General features: G+C 62.5%; 20 protein-coding genes. 5 read left to right on the top strand and 15 right to left on the bottom strand.

Going from position 1 to position 23,012, the window contains the following annotated elements; genetic code table 11:
• Positions 1-26 precede the first annotated feature (26 nt).
• From C7441_RS00200 to C7441_RS00150, 11 genes are all read right to left on the bottom strand, one after another.
• Positions 27-1,094, bottom strand: coding sequence for an ABC transporter ATP-binding protein (locus C7441_RS00200; RefSeq protein WP_109611200.1), 1,068 nt, complete (start codon positions 1,092-1,094; stop codon positions 27-29).
• A gap of 14 nt (positions 1,095-1,108) precedes the next feature.
• A complete protein-coding gene (locus tag C7441_RS00195; RefSeq protein WP_109611199.1) occupies positions 1,109-1,900 on the bottom strand; it encodes an ABC transporter permease in 792 nt (263 codons plus the stop codon).
• A complete protein-coding gene (locus C7441_RS00190) occupies positions 1,897-2,742 on the bottom strand; it encodes an ABC transporter permease (RefSeq protein WP_210205599.1) in 846 nt (281 codons plus the stop codon). The genes C7441_RS00195 and C7441_RS00190 overlap by 4 nt, the downstream gene beginning before the upstream one ends.
• Before the next feature lie 129 nt (positions 2,743-2,871).
• Entirely contained in the window at positions 2,872-3,978 is a 1,107-nt protein-coding gene (locus C7441_RS00185) for an ABC transporter substrate-binding protein (protein WP_109611197.1), read from the bottom strand.
• A gap of 223 nt (positions 3,979-4,201) precedes the next feature.
• Positions 4,202-5,374 carry an iron-containing alcohol dehydrogenase gene (locus C7441_RS00180; protein ID WP_109611196.1) on the bottom strand — a complete coding sequence of 391 codons (1,173 nt, stop codon included), beginning with the start codon at positions 5,372-5,374 and terminating at the stop codon, positions 4,202-4,204.
• 135 nt (positions 5,375-5,509) lie between these two features.
• Positions 5,510-6,898: an aldehyde dehydrogenase family protein gene (locus C7441_RS00175; protein WP_109611195.1), complete on the bottom strand. Its 1,389-nt coding sequence runs from the start codon at positions 6,896-6,898 to the stop codon at positions 5,510-5,512.
• A gap of 56 nt (positions 6,899-6,954) precedes the next feature.
• Entirely contained in the window at positions 6,955-8,325 is a 1,371-nt protein-coding gene (locus C7441_RS00170) for a glutamine synthetase family protein (protein ID WP_109611574.1), read from the bottom strand.
• Positions 8,326-8,438: 113 nt separating this feature from the next.
• Positions 8,439-9,503 carry a TRAP transporter substrate-binding protein gene (locus C7441_RS00165; protein ID WP_109611194.1) on the bottom strand — a complete coding sequence of 355 codons (1,065 nt, stop codon included), beginning with the start codon at positions 9,501-9,503 and terminating at the stop codon, positions 8,439-8,441.
• A gap of 115 nt (positions 9,504-9,618) precedes the next feature.
• Positions 9,619-10,947, bottom strand: coding sequence for a TRAP transporter large permease (locus tag C7441_RS00160; protein WP_109611193.1), 1,329 nt, complete (start codon positions 10,945-10,947; stop codon positions 9,619-9,621).
• Positions 10,944-11,498, bottom strand: a complete 555-nt coding sequence (locus tag C7441_RS00155) for a TRAP transporter small permease subunit (RefSeq protein ID WP_019171064.1) — start codon at positions 11,496-11,498, stop codon at positions 10,944-10,946. The genes C7441_RS00160 and C7441_RS00155 overlap by 4 nt, the downstream gene beginning before the upstream one ends.
• A complete protein-coding gene (locus tag C7441_RS00150; protein WP_109611192.1) occupies positions 11,495-12,298 on the bottom strand; it encodes an N-formylglutamate amidohydrolase in 804 nt (267 codons plus the stop codon). Before C7441_RS00150 ends, C7441_RS00155 begins: the two co-directional genes overlap by 4 nt.
• Before the next feature lie 139 nt (positions 12,299-12,437).
• On the opposite strand from C7441_RS00150, the gene C7441_RS00145 reads away from it, so the two are divergent.
• The 4 genes from C7441_RS00145 (at position 12,438) to C7441_RS00130 (ending at position 18,435) form a co-directional block, all read left to right on the top strand.
• Positions 12,438-13,265, top strand: coding sequence for a MurR/RpiR family transcriptional regulator (locus C7441_RS00145; protein ID WP_109611573.1), 828 nt, complete (start codon positions 12,438-12,440; stop codon positions 13,263-13,265).
• A 231-nt stretch (positions 13,266-13,496) separates the two neighbouring features.
• Positions 13,497-14,660, top strand: coding sequence for an efflux RND transporter periplasmic adaptor subunit (locus C7441_RS00140; RefSeq protein ID WP_109611191.1), 1,164 nt, complete (start codon positions 13,497-13,499; stop codon positions 14,658-14,660).
• A gap of 14 nt (positions 14,661-14,674) precedes the next feature.
• Positions 14,675-17,800: an efflux RND transporter permease subunit gene (locus C7441_RS00135; protein WP_109611190.1), complete on the top strand. Its 3,126-nt coding sequence runs from the start codon at positions 14,675-14,677 to the stop codon at positions 17,798-17,800.
• A gap of 149 nt (positions 17,801-17,949) precedes the next feature.
• Entirely contained in the window at positions 17,950-18,435 is a 486-nt protein-coding gene (locus C7441_RS00130) for a MaoC family dehydratase (protein WP_109611189.1), read from the top strand.
• A gap of 25 nt (positions 18,436-18,460) precedes the next feature.
• On the opposite strand, the gene C7441_RS00125 is transcribed toward C7441_RS00130, so the two are convergent.
• Positions 18,461-19,777 carry an O-antigen ligase family protein gene (locus C7441_RS00125; RefSeq protein ID WP_244916016.1) on the bottom strand — a complete coding sequence of 439 codons (1,317 nt, stop codon included), beginning with the start codon at positions 19,775-19,777 and terminating at the stop codon, positions 18,461-18,463.
• Between the two features lie 347 nt (positions 19,778-20,124).
• Here C7441_RS00125 and C7441_RS00120 point away from each other — a divergent pair, with 347 nt between their 5' ends.
• Entirely contained in the window at positions 20,125-20,748 is a 624-nt protein-coding gene (locus C7441_RS00120) for a LysE family translocator (RefSeq protein ID WP_109611187.1), read from the top strand.
• A gap of 7 nt (positions 20,749-20,755) precedes the next feature.
• Here the strand turns inward: C7441_RS00120 and C7441_RS00115 are convergent, their stop codons facing one another.
• From C7441_RS00115 to C7441_RS00105, 3 genes are read right to left on the bottom strand one after another with little or no spacing between them, the layout of a single operon-like run.
• Positions 20,756-21,172, bottom strand: coding sequence for a pseudoazurin (locus C7441_RS00115; protein WP_425326547.1), 417 nt, complete (start codon positions 21,170-21,172; stop codon positions 20,756-20,758).
• 31 nt (positions 21,173-21,203) lie between these two features.
• On the bottom strand, positions 21,204-21,968 hold the full coding sequence (locus C7441_RS00110; protein ID WP_109611185.1) for an ABC transporter ATP-binding protein: 765 nt from the start codon (positions 21,966-21,968) through the stop codon (positions 21,204-21,206).
• A complete protein-coding gene (locus C7441_RS00105; RefSeq protein ID WP_425326552.1) occupies positions 21,965-23,011 on the bottom strand; it encodes a FecCD family ABC transporter permease in 1,047 nt (348 codons plus the stop codon). Before C7441_RS00105 ends, C7441_RS00110 begins: the two co-directional genes overlap by 4 nt.
• Position 23,012 lies beyond the last annotated feature (1 nt).

Genomic DNA, 23,012 nt, shown 5'->3' with positions numbered 1-23,012 from the left:
ACGCCGGGCACCCACCGTCGCAATCTTCAGTGCAGCACCAGCAGATCGCCCGAGGAGAAGCTGATCTCGGTCTTTTCGCCGATGACCGGCGGCGGGCTCGCTGGATTGTTGAACGTGTCGAGCGACACGGCGCTCTTGCCGACCCCAACCTTCACGCGAATGACGGAGCCGAGGAAGCTGACATCGGCGATTTCGCCGACAAGGCTGCTGTCGCGCCCCTCCTGCCTGCCCAGCACGATCGCCTCCGGCCGCAGCGCCAGCGACAGGGCATCGCCCGCCCTGGTGCCATTGAGCGCGCCGTTCCTGAGCGTGATCTCGCGCCCATCGACATGAACGACGGCCCTGGCCGGGTCTTTCACGGTGCCGTCGAGCACGTTGAGCGTGCCGACGAAATTGGCCACGAACCTGGTCGCCGGGCGGTTGTAGATATCAAACGGCGTGCCAACCTGCTCGGCGCGGCCGTCATACATCACCACAATGCGGTCCGACATGGACAGCGCCTCTTCCTGATCATGCGTGACGAAAATGGTGGTGATGTCGAGTTTCTTCTGGATGAGCCGGATTTCCTCACGCAGCGACACGCGCACCTTGGCGTCGAGCGCCGACAGCGGCTCGTCGAGCAAAAGCAGTTTCGGCCGCGGTGCCAGCGCGCGCGCAAGCGCCACGCGTTGCTGCTGGCCGCCGGAGAGCTGGTAGGGATAGCGTCCCTCGAAGCCTTCCAGCTTGATGATGGCGAGCATCTCGCGCACGCGCTCATCGCTTTCTGCCCTGGAAACGCCCGCGACCTTGAGGCCGAAGGCGATGTTCTGCGCCACCGTCAGGTTCGGGAACAGCGCATAGGCCTGAAACACCATGCCGATATTGCGCTGGTTGGGCTTCAGGTTGGTGACGTCCCTGCCGCCGATCATGATGCTGCCGGCCGAGGGTTCCTCGAAGCCGGCGACCATGCGCAGCATCGTCGTCTTGCCGCAACCCGAGGGGCCGAGGAAGGAGACGAACTCGCCGCGCGCCACATCGAGTATGAAATCCTTGACCACGGTGGTGGCACCGAACGCCTTGCGGACACCCTGGATACTGAGAAAGGTTTCGGACATCGGGTTCTTCCGGTTCAGTTCGTGTTGTTGGCCGATTTCGGCGCGAAGCGCGATAGCACCTGGATCACCGACATGCAGCCCCAGGTGATCGCGAAAGCGATGACCGCCAGCGCCGCCGGCTCATAGGCGCGGTTGGCGCCGATGTTCTGCAGATACGGCCCGAAGGCCGGGCGGTTGAGCAGGCTCGCCATGGTGAATTCGCCGATGACGATGGCGAAGGTGAGGAAAGCGCCCGACAGCACGGCAATCAGCACATTGGGAAGGATGATGCGGGCAATGATGGTCGTCCAGCCCGCGCCATGGATTTGCGCGGCCTCCGTCAGCGTGCGCACGTCGATGGTGCGCAGCCCCGTATCGACGGCGCGGTACATATAAGGCAGCGCCAGCGTGGCATAGCCGATCATCAGAAGCGCGTCCGCCCCGCGATTGGTCGCCAGGAACGGCAGCGGCGACGACGAGCCGTACATGCGGATATAGCCGAAGACGATGACGATCGCCGGGATGATGAGCGGCAGCAGCGTGATGAACTCCACCACCGGCCGGATGCGTGGCATGCGCAGGCGTATCCAGTAGGCTGTCGGCACCACCAGCAGCACGCCGATGAGGATGGTGAAGACGGCGACCACGGTCGAATAAAGAAACGTCTGCTGAAAGCGCGGATCGGCCAGCACCACGCGATAGGCGTCGAGCGAATACTCACCCCGGCGCATGCGCAGTGAGAACTCGACCGTCGCAATCAGCGGAATGAAGAAATATGCGGCACCGAGCGCGAAAGTGACCCAGGACCAGATGCGGCTGCGCTTCATCTCAGCCACCTCTCGCTACGGATGCGGAACCAGATGTAGAAGATGTTGGCGAGCCCCGTGACAACGATCATGCCGAAGGCGAGCGCATAGCCCAGATGCGGGTCCTGCAGCACGTCGCCGCGAATCTGCGCATAGAGCAGGATCGGCACGATGTTGAGCGACGAGCCGGTCAACGCATAGGCCGTGGCGATGGCGCCGAAGGAATTGGCGAACAGCAGAATGACAGTGCCCAGGAAGCTCGGCCACAGCACCGGGATGGCCACCCAGCGCCAATACTGGAACTGCGTGGCGCCGAGCGTGGCGGCCGCTTCGCCCCACTCCTTCTTCAAGCCGTCGATGGCCGGCGTGATGATGACCACCATCAGCGGGATCTGGAAAAACAGATAGGTCAGCGTCAGGCCCCAGAAGGACAGGATGTTGAAGCCGAGCGCATAGATGTTCACGCCGAACCAGTCACGCAGGAAGATGGTGACGAGACCGAGCCGGCCGAGCGTGGCGAGGAACGCGAAGGCCAGCGGCACGCCGGCGAAATTGGAAGCCACGCCCGAGAACGTCATCGTCGTGGAGCGGACCCAGCGCGGCAGGCCGCCGCGCACCACGGCAATCGCTATGGCCAGGCCGGCCAGCGCGCCGATGAGCGCCGAAGCCAGGCTGATGCGGATGGAAATCCAGTAAGCCGCAATAATCGACGGTTGGAACAACCCGATAATATTGTCGAAAGTGAACTCGCCCTGCGCGTTCTGGAACGCCCCGACGACCAGATAGAAGGCCGGCAGGATCAGGAACATCAGCGCGAAGATGAAGAAGGGCGCGACGCCCAGCCATTGCAACGGCAACCGCATCCTCGCCGTCCTTGCCGGCGGTAGCGATTGCCGGGCCACGGCGGGATCGGAGACGGTGACGTCAGTCATAAAGAAGGAATTCCGAATGGTTGGCCAGGCGGCTCCAAGGCCGCCCGGCCGTCTCATAGCTTACTGAACATTGGCGCCGACGACACTGTCCCACTGCTTGGTGATGACGTCCTTCGAAGCGGACTGCTCTTCGAGGGTCGGGAACACCGCCTTCTCATAGGCCGCCGCCGGCGGCAGCTTGTCCAGCATTTCCTGCGGAATCTTGCCCTGCCTGGCAAGGTCGTTGAAGCGCACCGGGTGGCAATAGCCCTTCAGCCAGGCGAGCTGGCCTTCGTCGGAGTAGAGATATTCCATCCACAGCTTGGCGGCATTCGGATGCGGCGCATAGGCACTGATGGCCTGCACGTAGACACCGGCGACGACACCCGACTTCGGCACGACAACGTCGACCGGCGGGTTGCCGTTCAGCGTGTCGCGGCCAGAAAGCGCATTGTAATCCCACCAGATCAGGATCGGCGTCTGACCCTGCGCCAGCGTCGCCGTCTTGCCGATGACCGGAACGAAGTTGCCCTTGGCGTTCAGTTCCCTGAAGAAATCGAGGCCGGCCTTGGCCGCGGCTTCGCCGCCCTCGGCGCCATTGGCGAGACCCGCGGCATAGACGCTCATGATCGCCTGCGCGGAAGCGCGCGGATCGCCGGCCAGCGACACGGCGTTCTTATATTCGTCCTTCAGCAGGTCAGCCCAGTCTTCCGGCGGATTCGGCACCAGGTCCTTGTTCACCTGGAAAGCCAGAACGCCGTAATAATCGCCATACCAGTAGCCTTCGGCATCCTTGGCATTGTCGGGAATAGAATCCCAGGTGGAGACCTTGTAAGGTTGAATCAGGCCTTCGGCCTTCATCTGCGGGCCATAGGACAGGCCAACATCGACCACGTCGGGCGCCTGCGGGCCCTTGTTGTCCTTGTTGGCCTTGATCGCCTCGACCTCGTCGCTCGAACCGGCGTCAGGGTTGAGTTCGTTGATGGTGATCTCGGGATATTTCGCCTTGAAGCCGGCGATCACGTCGCCATAGCCGCACCAGTCATGCGGCAGCGCGATGGTCGTCAGTTGCCCTTCGGCCTTGGCGGCCGCGACCAGTTCATCCATCGACTGCGCCGAGCCGATGGCCGTCGTGGTCAGCAGCGCCGCGGCCGTGAGGGACAGGATTTTCCCCGCGAACTTGAACATTTCTCTCTCCGTTGAACTGGCGCCTTCCCGGCGCCTGCGATGCGGTTACCGATACTCAGTGACAGTCATGTGAAAAGAGGCGCCTCCCGACCCCGTCCCGCAATCCAAAACTTAACTACTTTTCCGGCAATCTGGCAATCTCCAACATTCGTTTTCCCGCGAGATATTTCGGTTTGGCGACATAACCTTTCGTTTCTGTTTCTCAAGCCGCTTTAAAACGCGCTCACAGCGCACCCTCGATGGCGTTGTCGAGCAGCATCAGCGCGCTCTTCCTGGTGAGCTTGACCGGATTGCCGCCGGCGGTCGGGTCGACCACCGCCATGTCGGCGATCAGAGTCTTGCGCTTCTTGTCCATGTCTAGCCCCTTGATCAGACCCGGCAGAGTGTGGGGTACCTTGAGTTCCTTGCGCAGCTTCAGCACCGCCCTGGAGAAGCCGTCAAAGCCGCCCTTCATGCCGAGGTAGCCGGTGAGCCGCGCGATGCGGTCCTCAATGGCGTCACGGTTGAAGGCCAGCACATAAGGCATGAAGACGGCATTGGTCATGCCGTGATGCGTGTCGTAGAGCGCGCCGATCGGGTGCGACAGCGAATGGATGGCGCCCAGCCCCTTCTGGAAGGCGGTGGCGCCCATGGCGGCCGCACTCATCATGTTGGCGCGCGCGGTAAGGTCCTTACCGTTGGCATAAGCCTTGGGCAGGTTTTCGAACACGAGCCGGATACCTTCAACCGCAATGCCATCGGCCATCGGGTGGTAGCCGGGTGCGCAATAGGCTTCCAGGCAATGGGCCAGCGCATCCATACCGGTGCCGGCGGTGATGAAAGGCGGCATGCCGGTGGTCAGCTCGGGGTCGGCGATGACGATGGCCGGAAGGATCTTCGGATGGAAAATAACCTTCTTGGTATGCGTCTCCTCATTGGTCAGCACACCCGCACGGCCGACTTCCGACCCGGTGCCTGCAGTGGTTGGCACGGCGATGATCGGTGCGATCTTGTCGCCGTCGGCACGCGTCCACCAGTCGCCGATGTCCTCGAAATCCCAGATCGGGCGCGTCTGGGCGGCCTGGAAAGCGATCAGCTTGCCGAGATCGAGCGCTGAACCGCCACCGAAAGCGACGACGCCGTCATGCTTGCCCTTCCTGAAAGCGGCGATGCCGGCGGTGAGGTTGGACTCGACCGGGTTCGGCTTCACATCGGAGAAGACACCGTAGGGGACCTTGGCATCTTCGAGAATCTTCAGCGTCCTGGCCACGACCGGCAGCCTGGCGAGGCCCGGATCGGTAACGAACAGCGGCTTCCTGATGCCGGTAGCCCCCAGCGCATCCGGCAGTTCCTTGATGCGGCCAGCGCCGAAACGCACGGTGGTGGGGAAATTCCATTTGGAAACGAGTTTGGTCATTTTTGCTTTCCGAAAATTGAAGCACCCCTACTCCGTTCCCGCTTCGCCAGTGTTTCCTCCCCCCTTCGATCGGGAGAGAGGTGTCGAGCGCAGCGAGACGGAGTGGGAGGTCGAAGACATGATTTGTGCCGCGAATTAAATCGCTTCCCTCAAGTGATAAGACTTCGGCCGCGTCAGGTTCTCGTAGCCGATGGCCGAAAGGGCTGCGCCTTTGCCCGTGTCCTTCACGCCGGTCCACACCAGCGCGGGATCGAGATAGTCGCAGCGGTTCATGAACACCGTGCCGGTTTCGACCCGGTCGCCGAGTGCGGCCGCGTGCTCGACATCGCCGGTCCAGATCGAAGCGGTGAGGCCGTAGGGGCTATCGTTCATCAGCGCGACGGCATCCTCGTCGCCACGAACCTTCATGATACCCACGATCGGCCCAAAGCTTTCCTCGCGCATGACGCTCATCTGGTGGTCGACATTGGTCAGCACCTCGGGCGCCAGATAGGGTGAGCCGGCGGTGTCGCCTTCCACCTTCATACCGATGTGCGCGGCCGCGCCCTTGCGCATGGCCTCGGCCTTCTGCTCGCGGATGAAATCGGCAAAGCGCGCCTGCGCCATCGGCCCCATGGTGGTCGCCTGGTCAAGCGGATTGCCGACGACATAGTTCTTCGTCTCGGCAATAAAGCCCTCGACGAAATCGTCATAGACCTTCTCATGCACATAGATGCGCTCGATGCCGCAGCAGCATTGGCCCGAATTGTAGAAGGCGCCATCAACGAGATTGGCAATGGCGTGATCGAGCCTGGCGTCGGGCAGCACATAGGCCGGGTCCTTGCCGCCAAGCTCGAGCCCCATGGTCATGAAGGTTCCAGCCCCGGCCTTTTCGATTGCCTTGCCTCCGGCAACCGAGCCCGTGAAGTTGACATGATCGATCTTGCCCGAGCCGAGCAGCTTTTCGGTCTGCGCATGGTTGAGCACAATGTTCTGGAACAGCCCCTTGGGCAGGCCTACCCTGTCAAAAGCCTGCTGGAAGCGCTCGCCCACCAGCAGCGTCTGCGCCGCATGCTTGAGGATGACGGCAGAGCCAGCCATCAGCGCCGGCACGATGGTGTTGACGGCGGTGAGGTAGGGATAGTTCCACGGCGCGACCACCATGACCACACCGAGTGGCTCACGCTTCACATAGCGACGGAAACCATCCTTGGGATTGGAGGCAATCACCGGCTTGAGCGCCTGCTCCGCGATTTCGACCATGTAGTTGGTGCGTTCCCTGACACCGCCGAACTCGCCGCCATAGCGGACCGGCCGACCCATCTGCCAGGCGATTTCCGGCACGATCACGTCCGTCATCGCCACCAGCGCCTCAAGGAAGGCGAGCATGAATTTTCCGCGCTCGGCAACGGTGGTCTGCGTCCAGTCGGCCTGCGCGGCGCGGGCCCGCTCGACGGCAGCATTGATGGCCTGATCGCTGGCAACGGGCCGCTCGGCATAGATCGAACCGTCGATGGGGGATTTGAGCTTGACCGTCTCGGTCATGGTTTCAGTCCTTCTTCATGCGGAATGCGAAAATCGGAATGGATTTCAACACGGCCTCAATATCGCTCGAAGCCCCGGTGCAGTTCCCAGTCGGTGATGCGGCGGTCGTATTCCAGTTGCTCCCATCGCGCGGTGTGCAAATAGTGGTCGATAACATCCTCGCCGAAGGCCTCGCGCAGCATGGTCGATTTCTCCAGCGTTTCGATGGCGCCGCGCAATGTCTTGGGAATTTCCGGCAGTTCCGCCGCCTGATAGGCGTCGCCGACGAAGGGTTTTTGCAGCTCCAGCCTCTCGTCGATTCCGGCAAGACCGGCCGCGATCAGCGCGGCAAAGGCCAGGTAGGGGTTGAGGTCGGCGCCACCGATGCGGCACTCCATGCGCACGCCTTTGGTGCCCATGCCGCAGAGCCGGAACCCTGCCGTGCGGTTGTCCTCGCTCCACATGATCTTGGTCGGCGCGAACGTGCCTGCCTGAAAGCGCTTGTAGGAGTTGACATAGGGCGCCAGGAACCATGTGAATTCCTTGGCATATTTGAGCTGGCCCGCCGCCCATTGGTGGCCGAGCCGGGTCATGCCGTACTCGCCATCCTTGTCGAAGAACAGAGGCGTCCCGCCATCCGCGCTCCACAACGAATTGTGGACATGGCTGGAATTTCCGGCGAGCCCATAATTGTACTTGGCCATGAAACTCACCGCGCAGCCCATGCAGTCGGCGATCTCCTTGGCGCCGTTCTTCAGGACGACATGGCGGTCGGCCATTTCAAGCGCTTCGGCATAGCGGACGTTGATTTCCTCCTGCCCCGGCCCCCACTCGCCCTTGGAGTTCTCGATCGGGATACCCGCCGCCTCCATATCGTTGCGCAGCTTGCGCATATAGGGCTCTTCCTTGGTGGTAATGCCGATCAGGTAGTCACCGATATAAGGCGAAGCCGTGCTGAGGCCCTGCCAGTGCTTGGCGCGTGCGCTGTCATAGGTTTCGCTGAACAGGTAGAATTCCAGTTCGGAAGCGAAATATGCGAGGTAGCCACGCTCCTGCAGCCGCTTCACCTGTCGCCGCAGGATAGCACGCGGCGAATGCGGCAGATCGGCGTGGTCGTGATGGTCGAGCACATCGCACAAAACCAGCGCTGTCTTCTCCAGCCACGGCACATGGCGCAGCGTGGCAAGGTCCGGCTTCATGACGAAGTCGCCATAGCCCTTCGACCAGCTTGCTGCCTTGTAGCCGGGCACCGGCTCCATATCGATGTCGTCGGCCAGCAGGTAGTTGCAGCCATGCGTCTCGTCATGCGCGGATTCGACGAAATACCTGGCCAGGAAACGCTTGCCGATGAGACGGCCCTGCATGTCGACGGCACAGGCGAGAACCGTGTCGATCTCGTCGCCCGCAACCGCCTTCTTCAACTGCTCGAATGAAAGATTTCCGGCCATTCTCTTCTCCGCCGCAAGCGCGGCCGCACACATGTTTCGACGATTCATGTTTCAATGGATGAACCCGGCCGCCTGATGCGGCCGGGTCGATGGCTTCGTCAGTCCGGCACCGTTCAGCCGTAGCGATAGGGCGCGCCGGCCATGCGCATCGTTTCCTGATACTTCTTGAGGATCTCGACCACCTTGGCGTTGCGCGGGCTCTTGGCCGCAACCTCGTCCCAGAAGGTCTGCGCCATGTCTTCGACTTCCTTCCACTCGTTTTCCGGAATGGTCGTCAGTTCCAGTTTGCCGCCGGTGGTGCGGTAGTGCGCCTCGCCCCACCAGTACCAATGCTGGCGATAGTAATGCGAGCTGTCCATCGCCAGATGGAACAGCGCCTTGAGATGTTCAGGAACCTCGTTCCATTTATCGGTATTGGCGAAGAACGATCCCGACCAGGCGCCCGAGATGTTGTTGGTGAGGTAGTATTTGGTCACGTTGGCCCAGCCCACCGTGTAGGTCTCGGTCGCGCCGCACCAGGCGATGCCGTCGAGTTCGCCTGTCTGCAGCGCCACCTCGATATCCTCCCACGGCAGCGTGACAGGCACGACGCCGAGGCGCTGGATGAACTGGCCGCCGGTGGGGAAGGTGAAGACGCGCAGCCCCTTCAGGTCCGCCACCGAGCGGATCGGCTTGGTGGTGGCGAAGTTGCAGGGATCCCAGGCGCCGGCCGAAAGCCAGGTCACGCCGGGAACTTCGCCATAGGCTTCCTCCCAGATTTCCTTCAGCCCGTACCAATTCCACAGCACAGGCACGTCGAGACTGTAGCGCGAGGCAAACGGGAAATATGCTCCGAACACGGCCACATCGACTGGCGAGGCCATGGAATCGTCATCGCTTTGCGCGGCATCGAGCGTGCCAGCCTGCACTGCGCGAAACAGCTCGCCCTGCGGCACGAGCTGGTCGGACGTGTACATCTCGATCACCATCTCGCCATTGGCGGCCTTGTTGAAGGCATCGATGGCCGGCTTGCACACATGCTCTGCCAGCGCGGGGCCGGCATAGGTCTGCAGCCGCCATTTGATCGGCGCCTGCGCCTTGACGTAGGGTGCGGCGAGCGTGGTCGCACCTACGGCACCGGCACCTGTCAGGATCGATTTACGCAGGAAATCACGCTTGCTGATGGTTTTGTCAGACATTTCATTCCTCCCGTTAACGAAACAGTCAATTCCCATCCGCGCGGTGGCTTGAAGCTCCTTGCGTTCCCCCGCGCTTTTCTTCCGGCAGTCTCAATGAATATTTCCCGGCTACACCTCACCGTTTGCCCATGTAGACGTCGGGCAGCCACATCGCGATGTCCGGAAAGATCATGATGATGATCATGGTCAGAACCATCATGAAGAAGAACGGAACGATCGAGCGGTAGATATCGACGATGGTGATTTCCGGCGGCGCCATGGCGCGCATCAGGAACAGATTGTAACCGAAGGGCGGGACGATGTAGGCGATCTGGCAAGTGATCGTGTAGAGAATTCCGAACCAGATCAGATCGAAGCCAAGCGTCTTGACCAACGGGATGTAGAGCGGCGCAACGATGACGAGCATGGCGGTGTCATCCAGGAACATCCCCAGGATGATGAAGGAAAGCAGCATCATCGCCAAAACGCCCCACGGGCTGAGATCAAATGTGTGGAGAAGCAGGTTCTCAATCGCCTTGATCGCGCCCAGCCCGTCATAGACCGCGCTGAAGCAGAGTGCGCCGAGGATGATCCACAGGAACATGGCCGAGACGGCGAGCGTGTTGCGCGTCGTTTCCTCGATCACGCCACGATTGAGCCTGCCAGTGAACCACGCCGCCAGCAGCGCCAGCAGCGCACCCACCATCGAGGTTTCCACCAGGCTGGTGGTGCCGGACAGAAAAAGGCCCATGATCGCGGCGAACAGGCCGAAGGGCAGCAGCCCGGCGCGCAGCAGCACCAGCTTTTCGCGCGTCGTGATCTCTTCGCGTTCCGCGGCGGGCAAGGCCGGGCCCATTTCCGGCTGGAAGCGGCAGCGCAGATAGATATAGAGCGTGAAGATGATCGCCATCAGGATGAAGGGGCCGATACCGGCCAGCCACAATTGCAGCACCGGCTGGCGCGCGATCATGGCATAAAGGATCAGCACCACGCTGGGTGGCCCCATTATGCCGAGCGACGATCCGCCTTGGATGACGCCAGTGATCATCACCTTATCATAACCGCGCCGCAGCAGTTCCGGCAGCGCCACCGTGGCGCCGATGGCCATGCCCGCCACCGACAGGCCGTTGACCATCGAGATGATGATCATGAGGCCCATGGTGCCGAGCGCAAGACCGCCGCGCACCGACCCGAACCAGACATGGAACATGCGGTAGAGATTGTTCGCGATACCGGATTCCGACAGCATGTAGCCCATGAAGACGAAGAACGGCACGGTGATCAGCGGATACCAGTTGAGCACCTGGAAGGCCGCGTTGAAGGGCATCTCGGCCGCGCCGTTGCCCCACAGCCACAGCGCCGCGGCCGCGCCGACCGCACCGATCACGCCGAATACCCACTGACCGGTGGCCATCAGGATCAGCATCGACGCAAACATGAAGATGGTGATGAATTCCGAGCTCATGCCAGCGACTTCCCACGTGCTTCGGCCACGTTCCGGAAGAAGGTGGCGATGGTTTGCAGCAGCATCAGGAAGATGCCGAATGTCATGATGGCCTTGATCGGCCAGAGCAGCGGGGCCCAGGCGGTGTAGTTCTTCTGGCTGTAGGTGATTGAGTATTCCGTCGAGGAAACGCCGGCCCGGAACAGGACCACGAGATAGAAGATCACGACCAGAACGGTAAAGGAATCCGTGATGGCACGGCGGCGCGGCGACATCATGCTGTAGAAAAGATCCATGCGCACATGCGCGCCGAGCTGCATGGAATAGGCGCCGCCCAGCAGATAATAGGCCGACAGCATGAACTGCGACATCTCCATGATCCAGTTGATCGGATAGCCGAAGATCACGCGCATCACAGTCGAATAGAGCAGGATCGCGCCCATCGGGAAAATCAGATACATGGCGAAGCGTCCGACCCAGCGACTCACCGCTTCGACATAGCGGACATACAGGCTGACCGCCGCGCCCAGCCGGCTCCTTTGCACGGCCTCTCTTTCCGTCGCTGCGCTCATCGTGCCTGCCTCGTGGTTGTGGCGGGAAGGGCGTCCGGTGACAGCTTCACGCCGGCAAGGATCATCGACAACAGCTCTGCCCATTTGTGCTGGGAAGCTTCATCGGCGATTTCGTCGTTCCGGATTTCAATCATGGCGCAGGCCAGCCCGCGCGCGCGGCCATGCCGCTCCAGCGTGTAATAGACCCGGTCCGCCGGCGAATAGGGTTGATTGACCCCGACCTCCAGCCCGACGACACCGCCCAGCGCCGAGATTATCGGCGCGGCCAGCCGCGCGTCCTCGTCATGGATGACACCGATGTGCCAGGGCCGCTCGATGCTTCTGTAGACGCGCGTGAAGGAATGGACCGAAACCAGCCGCGTCTCGCGCCCCTCCGCCAGCCTTTGCGCCACAACCTCGTCGATTGCTCCGTGGAACGGCTGCCACGAAAGCGCGATGCGTTCCTGCCGCGCGGCTTCCGACAGACCGGCGTTTCCGGGCACCGCCGTCGTCTCGCTGACGGGTGAGATCAGATCGGGCGCGTCGAGCGGACGGTTGCAGTCGATGATCAGCCGCGAAATGCAGGATTCCACCAGCGTTGCATCGAGCGCCTGAGCCATCAACCGCGCCACCGGCAGCGCGCCTGGATCCCAAGCGATGTGGCGTGTCAGTTCCGCTTGCGCGAGGCCGAGCGTGCCGAACTGGCCGGGTATGAAATTCGACGCATGATCGCAGACCAGCACATAAGGGCTGGAACCAGCCCGCCTGCTGATGCGAACGGGTGCGGGTGCCTCCTGCACTGCGGGTTGAGCAGTTCCCATTGCTCGAATTCCCCTCGCGAACGCCGTACCGTATGTTACGAATTTTATTTCTTTGCGTCCTTGTGGATGATTTCATACACATTCGGAAACTTTGTCAAATGTGTTTGTGCGCGGGCACGGCCGAAAGGTGGGAGGCATCATGGCATCGAGCATCGCAGAGCTGATCGCGGAACGGATCGACGCCATGCCGGCAGGCGAGCGCCGTGCCGCGCAGACGCTCGTCGCCAATTATCCGCTGATCGGCCTGAAGACAGTCGCGGACTTCTCGCAGCAGGCCGGTGTCAGCTCGCCGACCATATTGCGCTTCGTGGCGCGCCTCGGATTCGGCAACTATCCGGAGTTTCAGGCTGCCCTTCAGGAGGAACTGGCCGCGCAATTGCAATCGCCGCTTACCCGGACCGTTGCCGAGCCCTCCCCCGACCGGGGCAAGACCTCTCCGGTGCTGGAAGCGACACTGGAAAACATCCATGCCACCTTCCGCCATGTGTCGGAAAAGCAGATGGCCGACATCGTTGCGCGGCTCGCCGCCCCCCGCGCCAAGATTTTCCTGATCGGCGGGCGTTTCACCGATCCAATCGCCCAGTATATGGGCGCTCACCTCACCATCGTGCGCCCCAATGTCTTCCACCTCACCGGACAGGAAAGCACCTGGCGCGACCGGCTGATCGATATGGGCAAGCGCGACGTGCTTCTGATCTTCGACATACGCCGCTATCAGGACAGCCTCATCCGCCTTGCCGAAAAGGCCCATGCGCGTGGCGTGGAAATCGTGCTCTTCACCGATCAATGGCTGTCGCCAATCGCGCGTTTTGCCCGTCATGTGATCGCCGGGCGCACGGCTGTCCCCTCTTCCTGGGACTCCTCGGCCGCCCTTTTCGTCGTCGCCGAAACGCTGATTGGCGAGTTGACACGTGCACTGGAAGCCGAAAGTGCGCGACGCATCCATGAGATGGAGGAACTGCGGTAGCAGCGTCCACCCTCGGCCGCGCCTCACCAAAACCATTCCTTTTCAAATCGTTAACAGACGCGGCCGGCGATAATTACAGATATTTAAGGTGCGAAACGGTCAGCGAATCGTCATAAAGCAAGCTTACTGACTTTCGGGTGTCTTGCGCTTAGAATGGAGCTTGGGCTTTTACGTCGCGTCAAAGCCGGGCAGACGCGTAAGACAACCCTGTGTGAATGACCCGGAGTGCCGATGGCTGCCTGGAAACAAATCATTGTTGCCCTTGTCGTGCTCGCCGTCGCGGCGGCCGCCTGGGTGCGCTTCTTTCCCGGAGCGCCGGAGGTACTGGCACGCTGGGGCATAGAGACGGAGTGGGCCAACGCCGCGGTTCCGGCCAGGCAGGAGAACCGCACGGCAGCGCGCGCCGGATTGCAGACCGCCGTGGTGACCGCCATCGTCAATCCCGCCACGATCAATGACAGGCTGCAGGCTATCGGCACCGGCCGCGCCAATGCCACAGTGGCCGTCACGCCTTATGATTCCGGCCGCATGACCGAAGTGCTGGTGACTTCCGGCATGCTGGTGAAGGCCGGTACCGTCATTGCGCGCCTGGATTCGGAGGCCGAGCAGATCGCGCTCGAGCGCGCAAAAATTGCGGTAACCGACGCGCAGGCCAAGTACGAACGGACCCAGTCGCTGAGCAAGTCCAATGCCGCCAGCGCCGTGCAGCTTGCCGACGCCGACGTTGCACTACGCAACGCGAAACTCGCCGAGCGCGACGCCGAAGTGAAGCTTGAGCGCCGTTCCATCATCGCGCCGATCACCGGTGTCATCGGCATCCTGCCCATCGAGGCGGGCAATTACGTAACTTCGCAGACCACGATCGCCACCATCGACGACCGCTCCTCCATCGTCATCGATTTCTGGGTGCCGGAGCGTTTCGCCAGTGCCATCAAGATTGGCGCACCGCTGACCGCCTCGCTGGTGGCACAACCTGGCCAATCCTTCCGCGGCGACGTCAGCGCCATGGACAACCGCCTCGACGAGAAGAGCCGCACGCTACGCGTGCAGGCCCGCATCGACAATGTCGACGACAAGCTGCGCGCCGGCATGTCGTTCCAGGTCGTCATGACGTTCCCCGGCGACACCTATCCTTCCGTCAATCCGCTTGCGGTCCAATGGGGTACGGACGGCGCCTTCGTGTGGGCCATTCGTGACGGCAAGGCGCATCGCATGCCCGTCACCATCGTTCAGCGCAATTCGGAAATGGTGCTTGTGGACGGCGATATCGCCCCCGGCGAACAGGTCGTCACCGAAGGCATCCATGTGGTGCGCGAAGGGGCCGATGTTCTGGTCGCCAGTGCGCGCGACGCGACCCCTGCCGTACCCGCGTCCACCGCCGGCAGCGGTTCCTGAGCGGAGCGCCTGGCATGAGCGAACTCAACTCAGAAGCCGAGGGCAAGGGCTCGACAGCGCTTTTCGTGCGCCGGCCGGTTCTCGCCTTCGTCCTCAATACACTGATCGCGGTCGCCGGCATCGCGGCCTTCTTCGGCGTGGAGGTGCGCGAACTTCCCGACGTCGACCGACCGGTCATCACCATCACCACCAATTATGATGGCGCGGCGGCCGAAACCATCGACCGCGAACTGACCGCCACACTGGAAGGCGCGGTGTCGCGCGTGACCGGCGTCAAGTCGATCTCGTCCAGTTCATCCTATGGGCGCAGCCGCGTCACCGTCGAATTCGGCGATGGCGTGGACCTGAACGCGGCCGCTTCCGACATGCGCGACGCTGTCGGCCGCGTCACCAACCAGTTGCCCGAGGACGCCGACCCGCCGCGCATCGTCAAGGCCGACGCCAATTCCGACGCGGTCATGCGCCTTGCCGTCACCTCCGACACCATGTCGGTGGAAGACATGACGGTGCTGGTGGAAGACCAGATCGTGGACGCCCTGTCGGCGGTGCCCGGCGTGGCCGACGTGCAGGTCTATGGTGATCGCGACAAGATCTTCCGCATCGACGTCAACCAGACCCGACTTGCCAGCATCGGCCTGACGATTGGTGACATCCGCAATTCGCTCGCCAATATCGGCCTGGATTCGCCTTCTGGCGCGATGAGCACCAGCGCCCAAAGCATCATCGTGCGAACGACCGCGCAGGTGACTACGCCGGAGGCTTTCGAAAGCATCATCATCGCCCCCAACACCCGGCTGGGCGATGTGGCGAGCGTGACGATGGGCCCCGATATCGGCGCTTCCTCGCTGCGTTCGGATGGCAAGACCGGTATCGGGCTCGGCATCATCCGCGCGGCCCAGTCCAACACGCTCGACATTTCCGACGGGGTGCGCGCCGCCGCCGAAAATATCCAGAAGACGCTGCCTGCGGGCATGAACATCCGCGTCACCAGCGACGACGCGACCTTCGTGAAGGGCGCCGTTCATGAGGTGGAGATCGCGCTGATGCTGTCGGTGTCGATCGTTCTGCTGATCATCTACATGTTCCTCCTCGACTGGCGCGCTACGCTCATTCCGGGCCTGGCCATGCCGGTGGCGCTGATCGGCACCATCGCAGCGATCTATCTCGCCGGCTTCTCGATCAACATCCTCACCCTGCTAGCACTTGTGCTGGCGACCGGCCTTGTCGTCGACGACGCCATCGTGGTCTTGGAAAACATCGTGCGCCGGCGCAACGAGGGCATGGGTCCGCGCGCGGCCGCCGTGCTCGGCACGCAGGAAGTGTTTTTCGCCGTGGTCGCCACCACCGCGACGCTCGTGGCGGTATTCGTCCCGCTATCCTTCCTGCCCGGCCAGACCGGCGGACTGTTTCGTGAGTTCGGTTTCGTGCTCGCCATCGCCGTGTCGCTGTCGGCGCTCGTGGCGCTGTCGCTGTGCCCGATGCTGGCTTCGCGCATGCTGGCTGGCCATACCGAGCATGAGCATACCGGCATAATGGGCCGCGTCGGCGGCGCGTTGGCCGGTGTCTATCGCCGCTGCCTGCGCGCCTGCCTCAACGCGCCGCTGGTCGTGGTGCTGTTTTCGGTTGTGTTCGCGGCCACCGCCTATGGCGCCTTCGGCCTGATCCGGCAGGAACTGACGCCTTCGGAAGACCGCTCGGTGGTGCTGCTCAGACTGCAGGCGCCGCAGGGCGTGAGCCTCGACTACACCACGGCGCAGATCAGCAAGGTCGAGCAACTGCTGCAGCCATTGCGCGATTCCGGCGAGATCGAGGGTACCTTCGCCAGCGCCGGCCAGAATGGCTCCTTCAACACCGGCTTCATGGTCATCTCGCTGGCGCCGTGGGAAAAGCGCGAGCGCAGCCAGCGAGAGATCGTAGACCAGATCAGTGGGCTGCTGACCAAGGTTCCGGGCGTGCGCGCCTTCCCGATCGCACCCAACAGCCTCGGCATCCGCGGCGCGGGCAACGGGCTGCAGTTTGCTATCGTCGGCAACAACTATGCCCAGCTTGGCGACACCGCCAACAAGATCCTCGCCGAGATGGAAAAGGACCCGCGCTTCCAGCAGCCGCGCCTTTCCAGCGACGCCACACAGCCGCAGCTTTCCGTGGAAGTCGACCGCGAGCGCGCCTCCGACCTCGGCGTAAACATCACCGGACTGTCGGAAGCCATCCAGGCCGTGCTCGACGGCAACAAGGTCGGCAAGGTGTTCATCGACGACCGCAGTTTCGATGTGAAGCTGGTATCGACCACCAATCCGATCAACGATCCCACCGACCTCGAAAACATCTATATGCGCACCGGCGACGGCCGCTATGTGCCGATGTCGACCATTGCAACGCTGACGGAGCGTGCGGTTCCGCCATCGCTGTCGCGCGAGCAACAGATGCGTTCCGTCGCGATCACATCCAACCTGCGCTCGGACTTTGCCCTGGGTGACGCGCTGAAGCGCGCGCAGGAAATCGCCGCGCCGTTCATGCAGCCCGGCAACCGCATTATCCCGCTGGCCGAGGCCGCAACGCTGGGCGAAAACAACAGCGGCATGCTGCTCGTGTTCGGCTTCGCACTCATCATCATCCTGCTGGTGCTTGCCGCACAGTTCGAAAGTTTCGTCAGCGCCGCCATCATCATGGCCACGGTCCCGCTGGGGCTGGCCTGCGCGGTGTTCGCGCTGCTCATTACCGGCACCAGCCTCAACGCCTACAGCCAGATCGGGCTGGTGATGCTGGTGGGCATCATGGCCAAGAACGGCATTCTCATCGTGGAATTCGCCAACCAGCTCCGCGACCGGGGCCTCGGCGTGCGCGAGGCGATCGAGCAGGCAGCCAATATCCGCCTGCGCCCTGTGCTGATGACCATGATCTGTACTGTGCTCGGCGGTCTGCCGCTGGTGCTCGCTTCGGGCGCGGGCGCGGAAGCACGCATCGCCCTGGGGTGGGTCATCGTCGGCGGCCTCGGCCTTGCAACCGCTTCGACTCTGTTCCTGACCCCGGTCGCCTATCTGCTACTCGGCCGCTTCATCACCCCGAAAGTCGAGGAACAATCCCGCCTGAAGCGCGAGTTGCAGGAAGCCGCCTACAGCAATGCGGAGCCGGCCGAGTAGCCGGCCTCCGGTCTTTCCGCCGCCCGGCTCGCAGCCAGGCTGCTTGCCGATGACATTGCCGGTGCGAAGCTGTATGGACGGTCTGCGGCCACGGCCGGCCTGTGACGCACACCGATCCCTGCAGAATACGTTCAGAAGGCGACCTTCCGTTGAAAGCGATTACCACTGACCAGCTCCTCTCCGGCGTCGGCACCGAAGTCGGCGTCTCACCCTGGCGCACGGTCACCCAGACGATGATCGACCAGTTCGCCGACGCGACCGACGATCACCAGTTCATTCATTGCGACCCCGAGCGCGCGGCAGCCGAAACGCCTTTCGGCGGCACCATCGCGCATGGTTTCCTCACGCTGTCGCTCCTGTCGGCCATGACTTATGAAACGATCCCGAGGATCGAAGGCGGCGACATGGGCATCAATCACGGCTTCGAAAGCGTGAAATTCGTGACCCCGGTGAAAACCGGCTCGCGCATCCGCACCCGTTTCGTCCTGGCCGACGTGAAAATCCGCCCCTCCGGCTGGATCCAGATCACGCATGACGTGACGATCGAGATCGAAAATTCGGTAAAGCCGGCACTCACCGCCCGCTGGCTGACACTGACCTTCGTCGATCCCGAGCGAAACGCGGCAGCCGTCTGAGAGCGGACGGGTCGGCGGCGCGGATTTACTTCGCGCCGCGAGAGCTTATGGGGAAGCGGGCCGCCAGCCTCAGCCCGAGCAATGCCAGGGCGAACAGCATCCACACCGGATCTACGCGGCGAAAGAAAAAGCTCTCCAAAAACGCATTGAACATGGTGAACACAATGATCATCATGAAGAAATCCGCCAGCAGCACATCCTCGCGACAGGACCGCACCCGCATATAGTCTCGTGCGGGCACCAGCGCGAATGTGATGACGGCAATCATCAGTGCCGGCAGTCCCATGGTAAGCGCAAGGTCCAGATAGCTGTCATGGCTATGCACGACTCCGCGTATGTCCCAATCCTGATCGAAATACACATCGGAATTGAGCACCAGTCCGGTGCCCCAGAAATTCTCGAAGCCATAGCCTGTCCATGGCCGCTTCGCGATCATCTCTCCGGCGAATGCCCATATCGAGGTGCGGCCGGTATAGGTCGGGTCAGGCAACAATTGGGCCAGTTGCCTGACCGGCTCTATGAATACTGTGCCCAGGGTTGCCACAGCTATCAGGCACAACGACGCCAGAAACAGCAGGGGGGTAAGGAAACGCAGGCCGAAAAGCCCCGGAAACATAACAAGGAAAGTAGCGACGGCAACCGTGGCGGCGGCTGTCTTAGACCCCGAATTCAGCACGAAAACGATCGCCAGAACATATATCACCCCGCCAGAGGTGCGCCAGCCGCGACGCCAGAGGTAAATTCCTGCGAAAGACAGGTTGGCCATCACCGGGCCGGCAATGTTCTTGTGCGTGAACACGCCCCGCCAAAGGCCGGCGTGCTGCCACTCCACCTCGCCTGCCTGATGGATCGCCTTGGCGGGCAACGCAACCAGTCCGAGATAGGAAAGGCCGAGCACGGCTAAACCTGCGAATGCCAGCACGCGCGAAAAGGCGTCCGCGTCGCGCGGCAGGGCCAGCACCGCGCCGACGGTCATGATCCCGATGATGGAGAACGCCGCGCTGCGCATCGTGTCCGATGGCACGGGCGTGTTGAGCACTGACAGGCCGAGAAAGCCGAAAAGCAGCAGCCACCAGGGGCTGAGCAGTGCCAGCGTGATACGCCGATCCGTCAGCATCAGCAGCGAACACAGAGCCGCCACGCCGACCATCCCGAAGCCGAGCTGGTTGACGATGTCGCCACCTCCGCCCGGCAATTCGGGCTGAACCGGCTGGAACGGCCGGAAAGAAATGAGCAGGACCGTCAGAAGCAGCGCAGCAATGATGGTCGATATCTGGCCGAGGGCTTCTTGAGAGAGGACAGGCAGTTTCGCATCATGTGCGGGACGGAGGACCGTACTCATCGGCATGTCCCCTTTCCCCAATGCGGACCGTTCGCGTGAGCGCGCAGGTGCAACGATGCAGCCGCTTTCGCGCCAGCGGCATATGCCGCATGGCCGCGAACCGTTCCACATTCGTCTAGCTTGCCTTTGCTAAGCAAAACTGTCTCCCGGAAGCGCATGAGAGACCGTGGTTCCTGCGCCGGGGACCGGTCCCATAAGGCGTGTTATGACGCCGAAATCATAACGATGCCCTAAGCCGCGTGCTACGCGACAATCCAATCCGCGGCGGATCACCAAAAGCGACATTTTTGACCGGAAGCCTACCGGAAAGATTAGCCATGGGGATCGCTTCGTGTTAGCTGCGACGCATGAACATGCATGTCTGGACGATCTATCTTCTCGCCGCCATCGGACTGTCGCTGACGCCCGGTCCGAATGGGCTGTTGTCGCTGACGCACGGGGCCTGTTTCGGCTTCCGCGCGACCGTCTTCACCATATTGGGCGGCGCGCTCGGCTTCTTCGTGCTCATCGCAGCCTCGCTTGCGGGACTAGGAGCACTCCTTGCGGCTTCCGAACAGGCATTCACGGTCATGAAATGGATCGGCGCGGCCTACCTCGTCTATCTTGGCATCCGGGTCTGGCGAGCGCCTGCCCCGGCGCTTGCCGCCGCATCCCGTGAGCGGGAAATGCCGGAAGCGGGCCCGATTCAGCTTTTCAGCCAGGGATTCCTGGTGGCGGTCACCAATCCGAAAGGGCTGATCTTCTTTGCGGCCTTCCTGCCGCAATTCATGGTTCCCGGCATGTCCTATCTGGAGCAGCTCGTCCTGTTCGGCGGAACCTTCATTCTCGTAGAAATCCTCTATGAACTGATGCTGGCGCGAACGGCTCAGCAGATTGCGCCCTGGCTTGCCAGACATGGGCGCTGGTTCAACAGAGCAACCGGCGGCGTATTCGTTGGCGTGGGCGCAGTGCTGACCACGATGAGCCGCTGATCCGGCGTCAGCGGGCGAAACCGTTGCGGGACAGTATCTCGCCGAAGCGTTTGCCGGCGCGGGCCGGTACGTCCGCAACCGGAAATTCCTCGGGAAGCGGCACATCGCCGACGCGAACGACCATCACCATGCCCATGCCAATATGCGGCGAGCATTTGATGCCGTAAAACCCCTCCCGATCGAGTGTAACCTCGATCTCCTCATTGATGCCGCCCTTGAAGCCGGAATGGCCGGCCGGCACCATCCCCTCGATCGTGGCAGCGTTGTGGCCGTTCGCCGTCGCCAGGAATTTCACCGTATCGCCCGGCGCGATCTGGAGGAAATCCGGTTCATACACCATCGGGCCGGACGCACCGCGATTGAGCATCCTGACCTCATGCATTTCCGCCTGCGCACCCGAGGCGGTGGCAAGTATAATGGTCATCCCAAGAAGAAAGCTGCGCATATTATTCCTTTCACGCGAGAGGGCGGAACCTGAACAGGCGTGTGCCATCGCAGGGGTCGCTGACGATGCTGACGCGCACGCCGAAGACGGCATGGACGCGCTCGATCGTCAGCACTTCCTCCGGCGTGCCGAGCGCCACCAGGCGGCCACTGGAAAGCACGCCGACGCGGTCGCATGCGAGCGCCTGGTTGAGATCGTGCAGCGCAATCACCGCCGTCACCGGGAGCCTGGCCACGAGCCCGAGGATCGAAAGCTGGTGCTGGATGTCGAGATGGTTTGTCGGCTCGTCCAGAAGCAGAATTTGCGGGCATTGCGCCAGCGCTCGAGCCAGATGCACGCGCTGCCTTTCTCCACCCGAGAGCGTGGACCAGGAACGCCGCTCGAAACCTTCCATGTCGGCATCCGCAAGCGCCCGCGCGACGATGCGGTCGTCCTCCGCCGACCAAGGTTGCAGCGGCGTCAGCCATGGCGTGCGGCCCAACTCGACCGCATCGCGCACGGTGATGGCTTCCGTGGTCTCGGCCTGCTGTTCCAGGAACGCGATCATCTGGGCAGCCTGCCGTCTCGGCATTTCGGCAAGGCGGCGGCCCTTCACCCGCACTTCACCCGAGGACGGCTCGCGAATGCCTGCAAGAAGCTGCATGAGGGTGGATTTGCCCGAGCCGTTCGGGCCGACCAGCCCCAACGTCTCACCTTCGCTGACGCTTAAATCCACTCCGGCCAGGATCGGCCTGCCACGCGCGGACCAGCAGAGATTTCTTGCCTCGAGGATCATCGTGCGCGCCGCCCACGGACAAGGATCAGCGCGAATGCCGGGGCGCCGACCAGCGCGGTGATGACGCCGATGGGCAGGACCTGCCCCGGAATGATCGTGCGAGAAAGGACATCGGCCGCAATGAGAAATGCCGCCCCAATGAGCGCCGTCGCCGGACCGAGCCTGCCGTGTCGCACGCCGACGATGAAACGCGCCGCATGCGGAATGACCAGACCGACGAAGCCGATCGAACCGACGATGGAGACCATCACGGCCGTCACCAGCGCGGTAAGGCCGATGAGCACGACCTGAACGCTGCGCACAGGCACGCCCAGCGACGCTGCCGCTTCCGCTCCGAATGCAAAGGCGTCCAGCGCACGGGCAAACCAGACGCAGGCCGCAAGGCCGAGCAACGCGACCGGCACCGCCAGCCACACATCCGGCCAGCGCGCGCCGCTCAGATTGCCGAGCAGCCAGAACATGATGCCACGCGCCTGCTCGGCATTGGCCGATTTGGTGATGATGAAGGATGTGAGCGCGTTGAAGAGCTGCGAGCCGGCAATGCCCGCCAGCACGATCTGTCCGGTGCCGTGAAGCGTAACGCCGCCGCCGGCCGCCCGCGCCAGTATCGCCACCAGCAGGAAAGCCGCAACAGCGCCGCCGAAAGCCCCGAGCGACATCGACACCGCGCCTGCGCCCAACCCGGCGACGGTTACTGCCACCGCCCCCGTGGAAGCGCCGGCGGAAATGCCCAGAAGATAGGGATCAGCCAGCGCATTGCGCAGCAGCGATTGCAGCACCATGCCCGAGATCGCCAGCCCCGACCCGCAGCAGGCGGCGACGATGGCGCGTGGCAGACGGTAGTTCCAGATGATGCCCATATCGATCGGATCGAGCACATATGCCGCGCCCAGAATCTTGTTGGCCAGGGTCTGCAGCACCACCAGAACCGGAATGGGCGTTTCGCCTATGCAGGTTCCCGCCAAGACCGCGGCGGCAAGCGCTGCGAAGCCCAATGCCCCCCGGCCGAGCCGGGAGACATATGCCTGTTGGGACAAGGCCAGA

The sequence above is a fragment of the Pseudaminobacter salicylatoxidans genome, assembly GCF_003148475.1.
GTDB classification, from domain to species: domain Bacteria; phylum Pseudomonadota; class Alphaproteobacteria; order Rhizobiales; family Rhizobiaceae; genus Pseudaminobacter; species Pseudaminobacter salicylatoxidans.
Note: the sequence above shows the minus strand (reverse complement) of the source record. Positions and strands in the feature narration are given on the sequence as shown.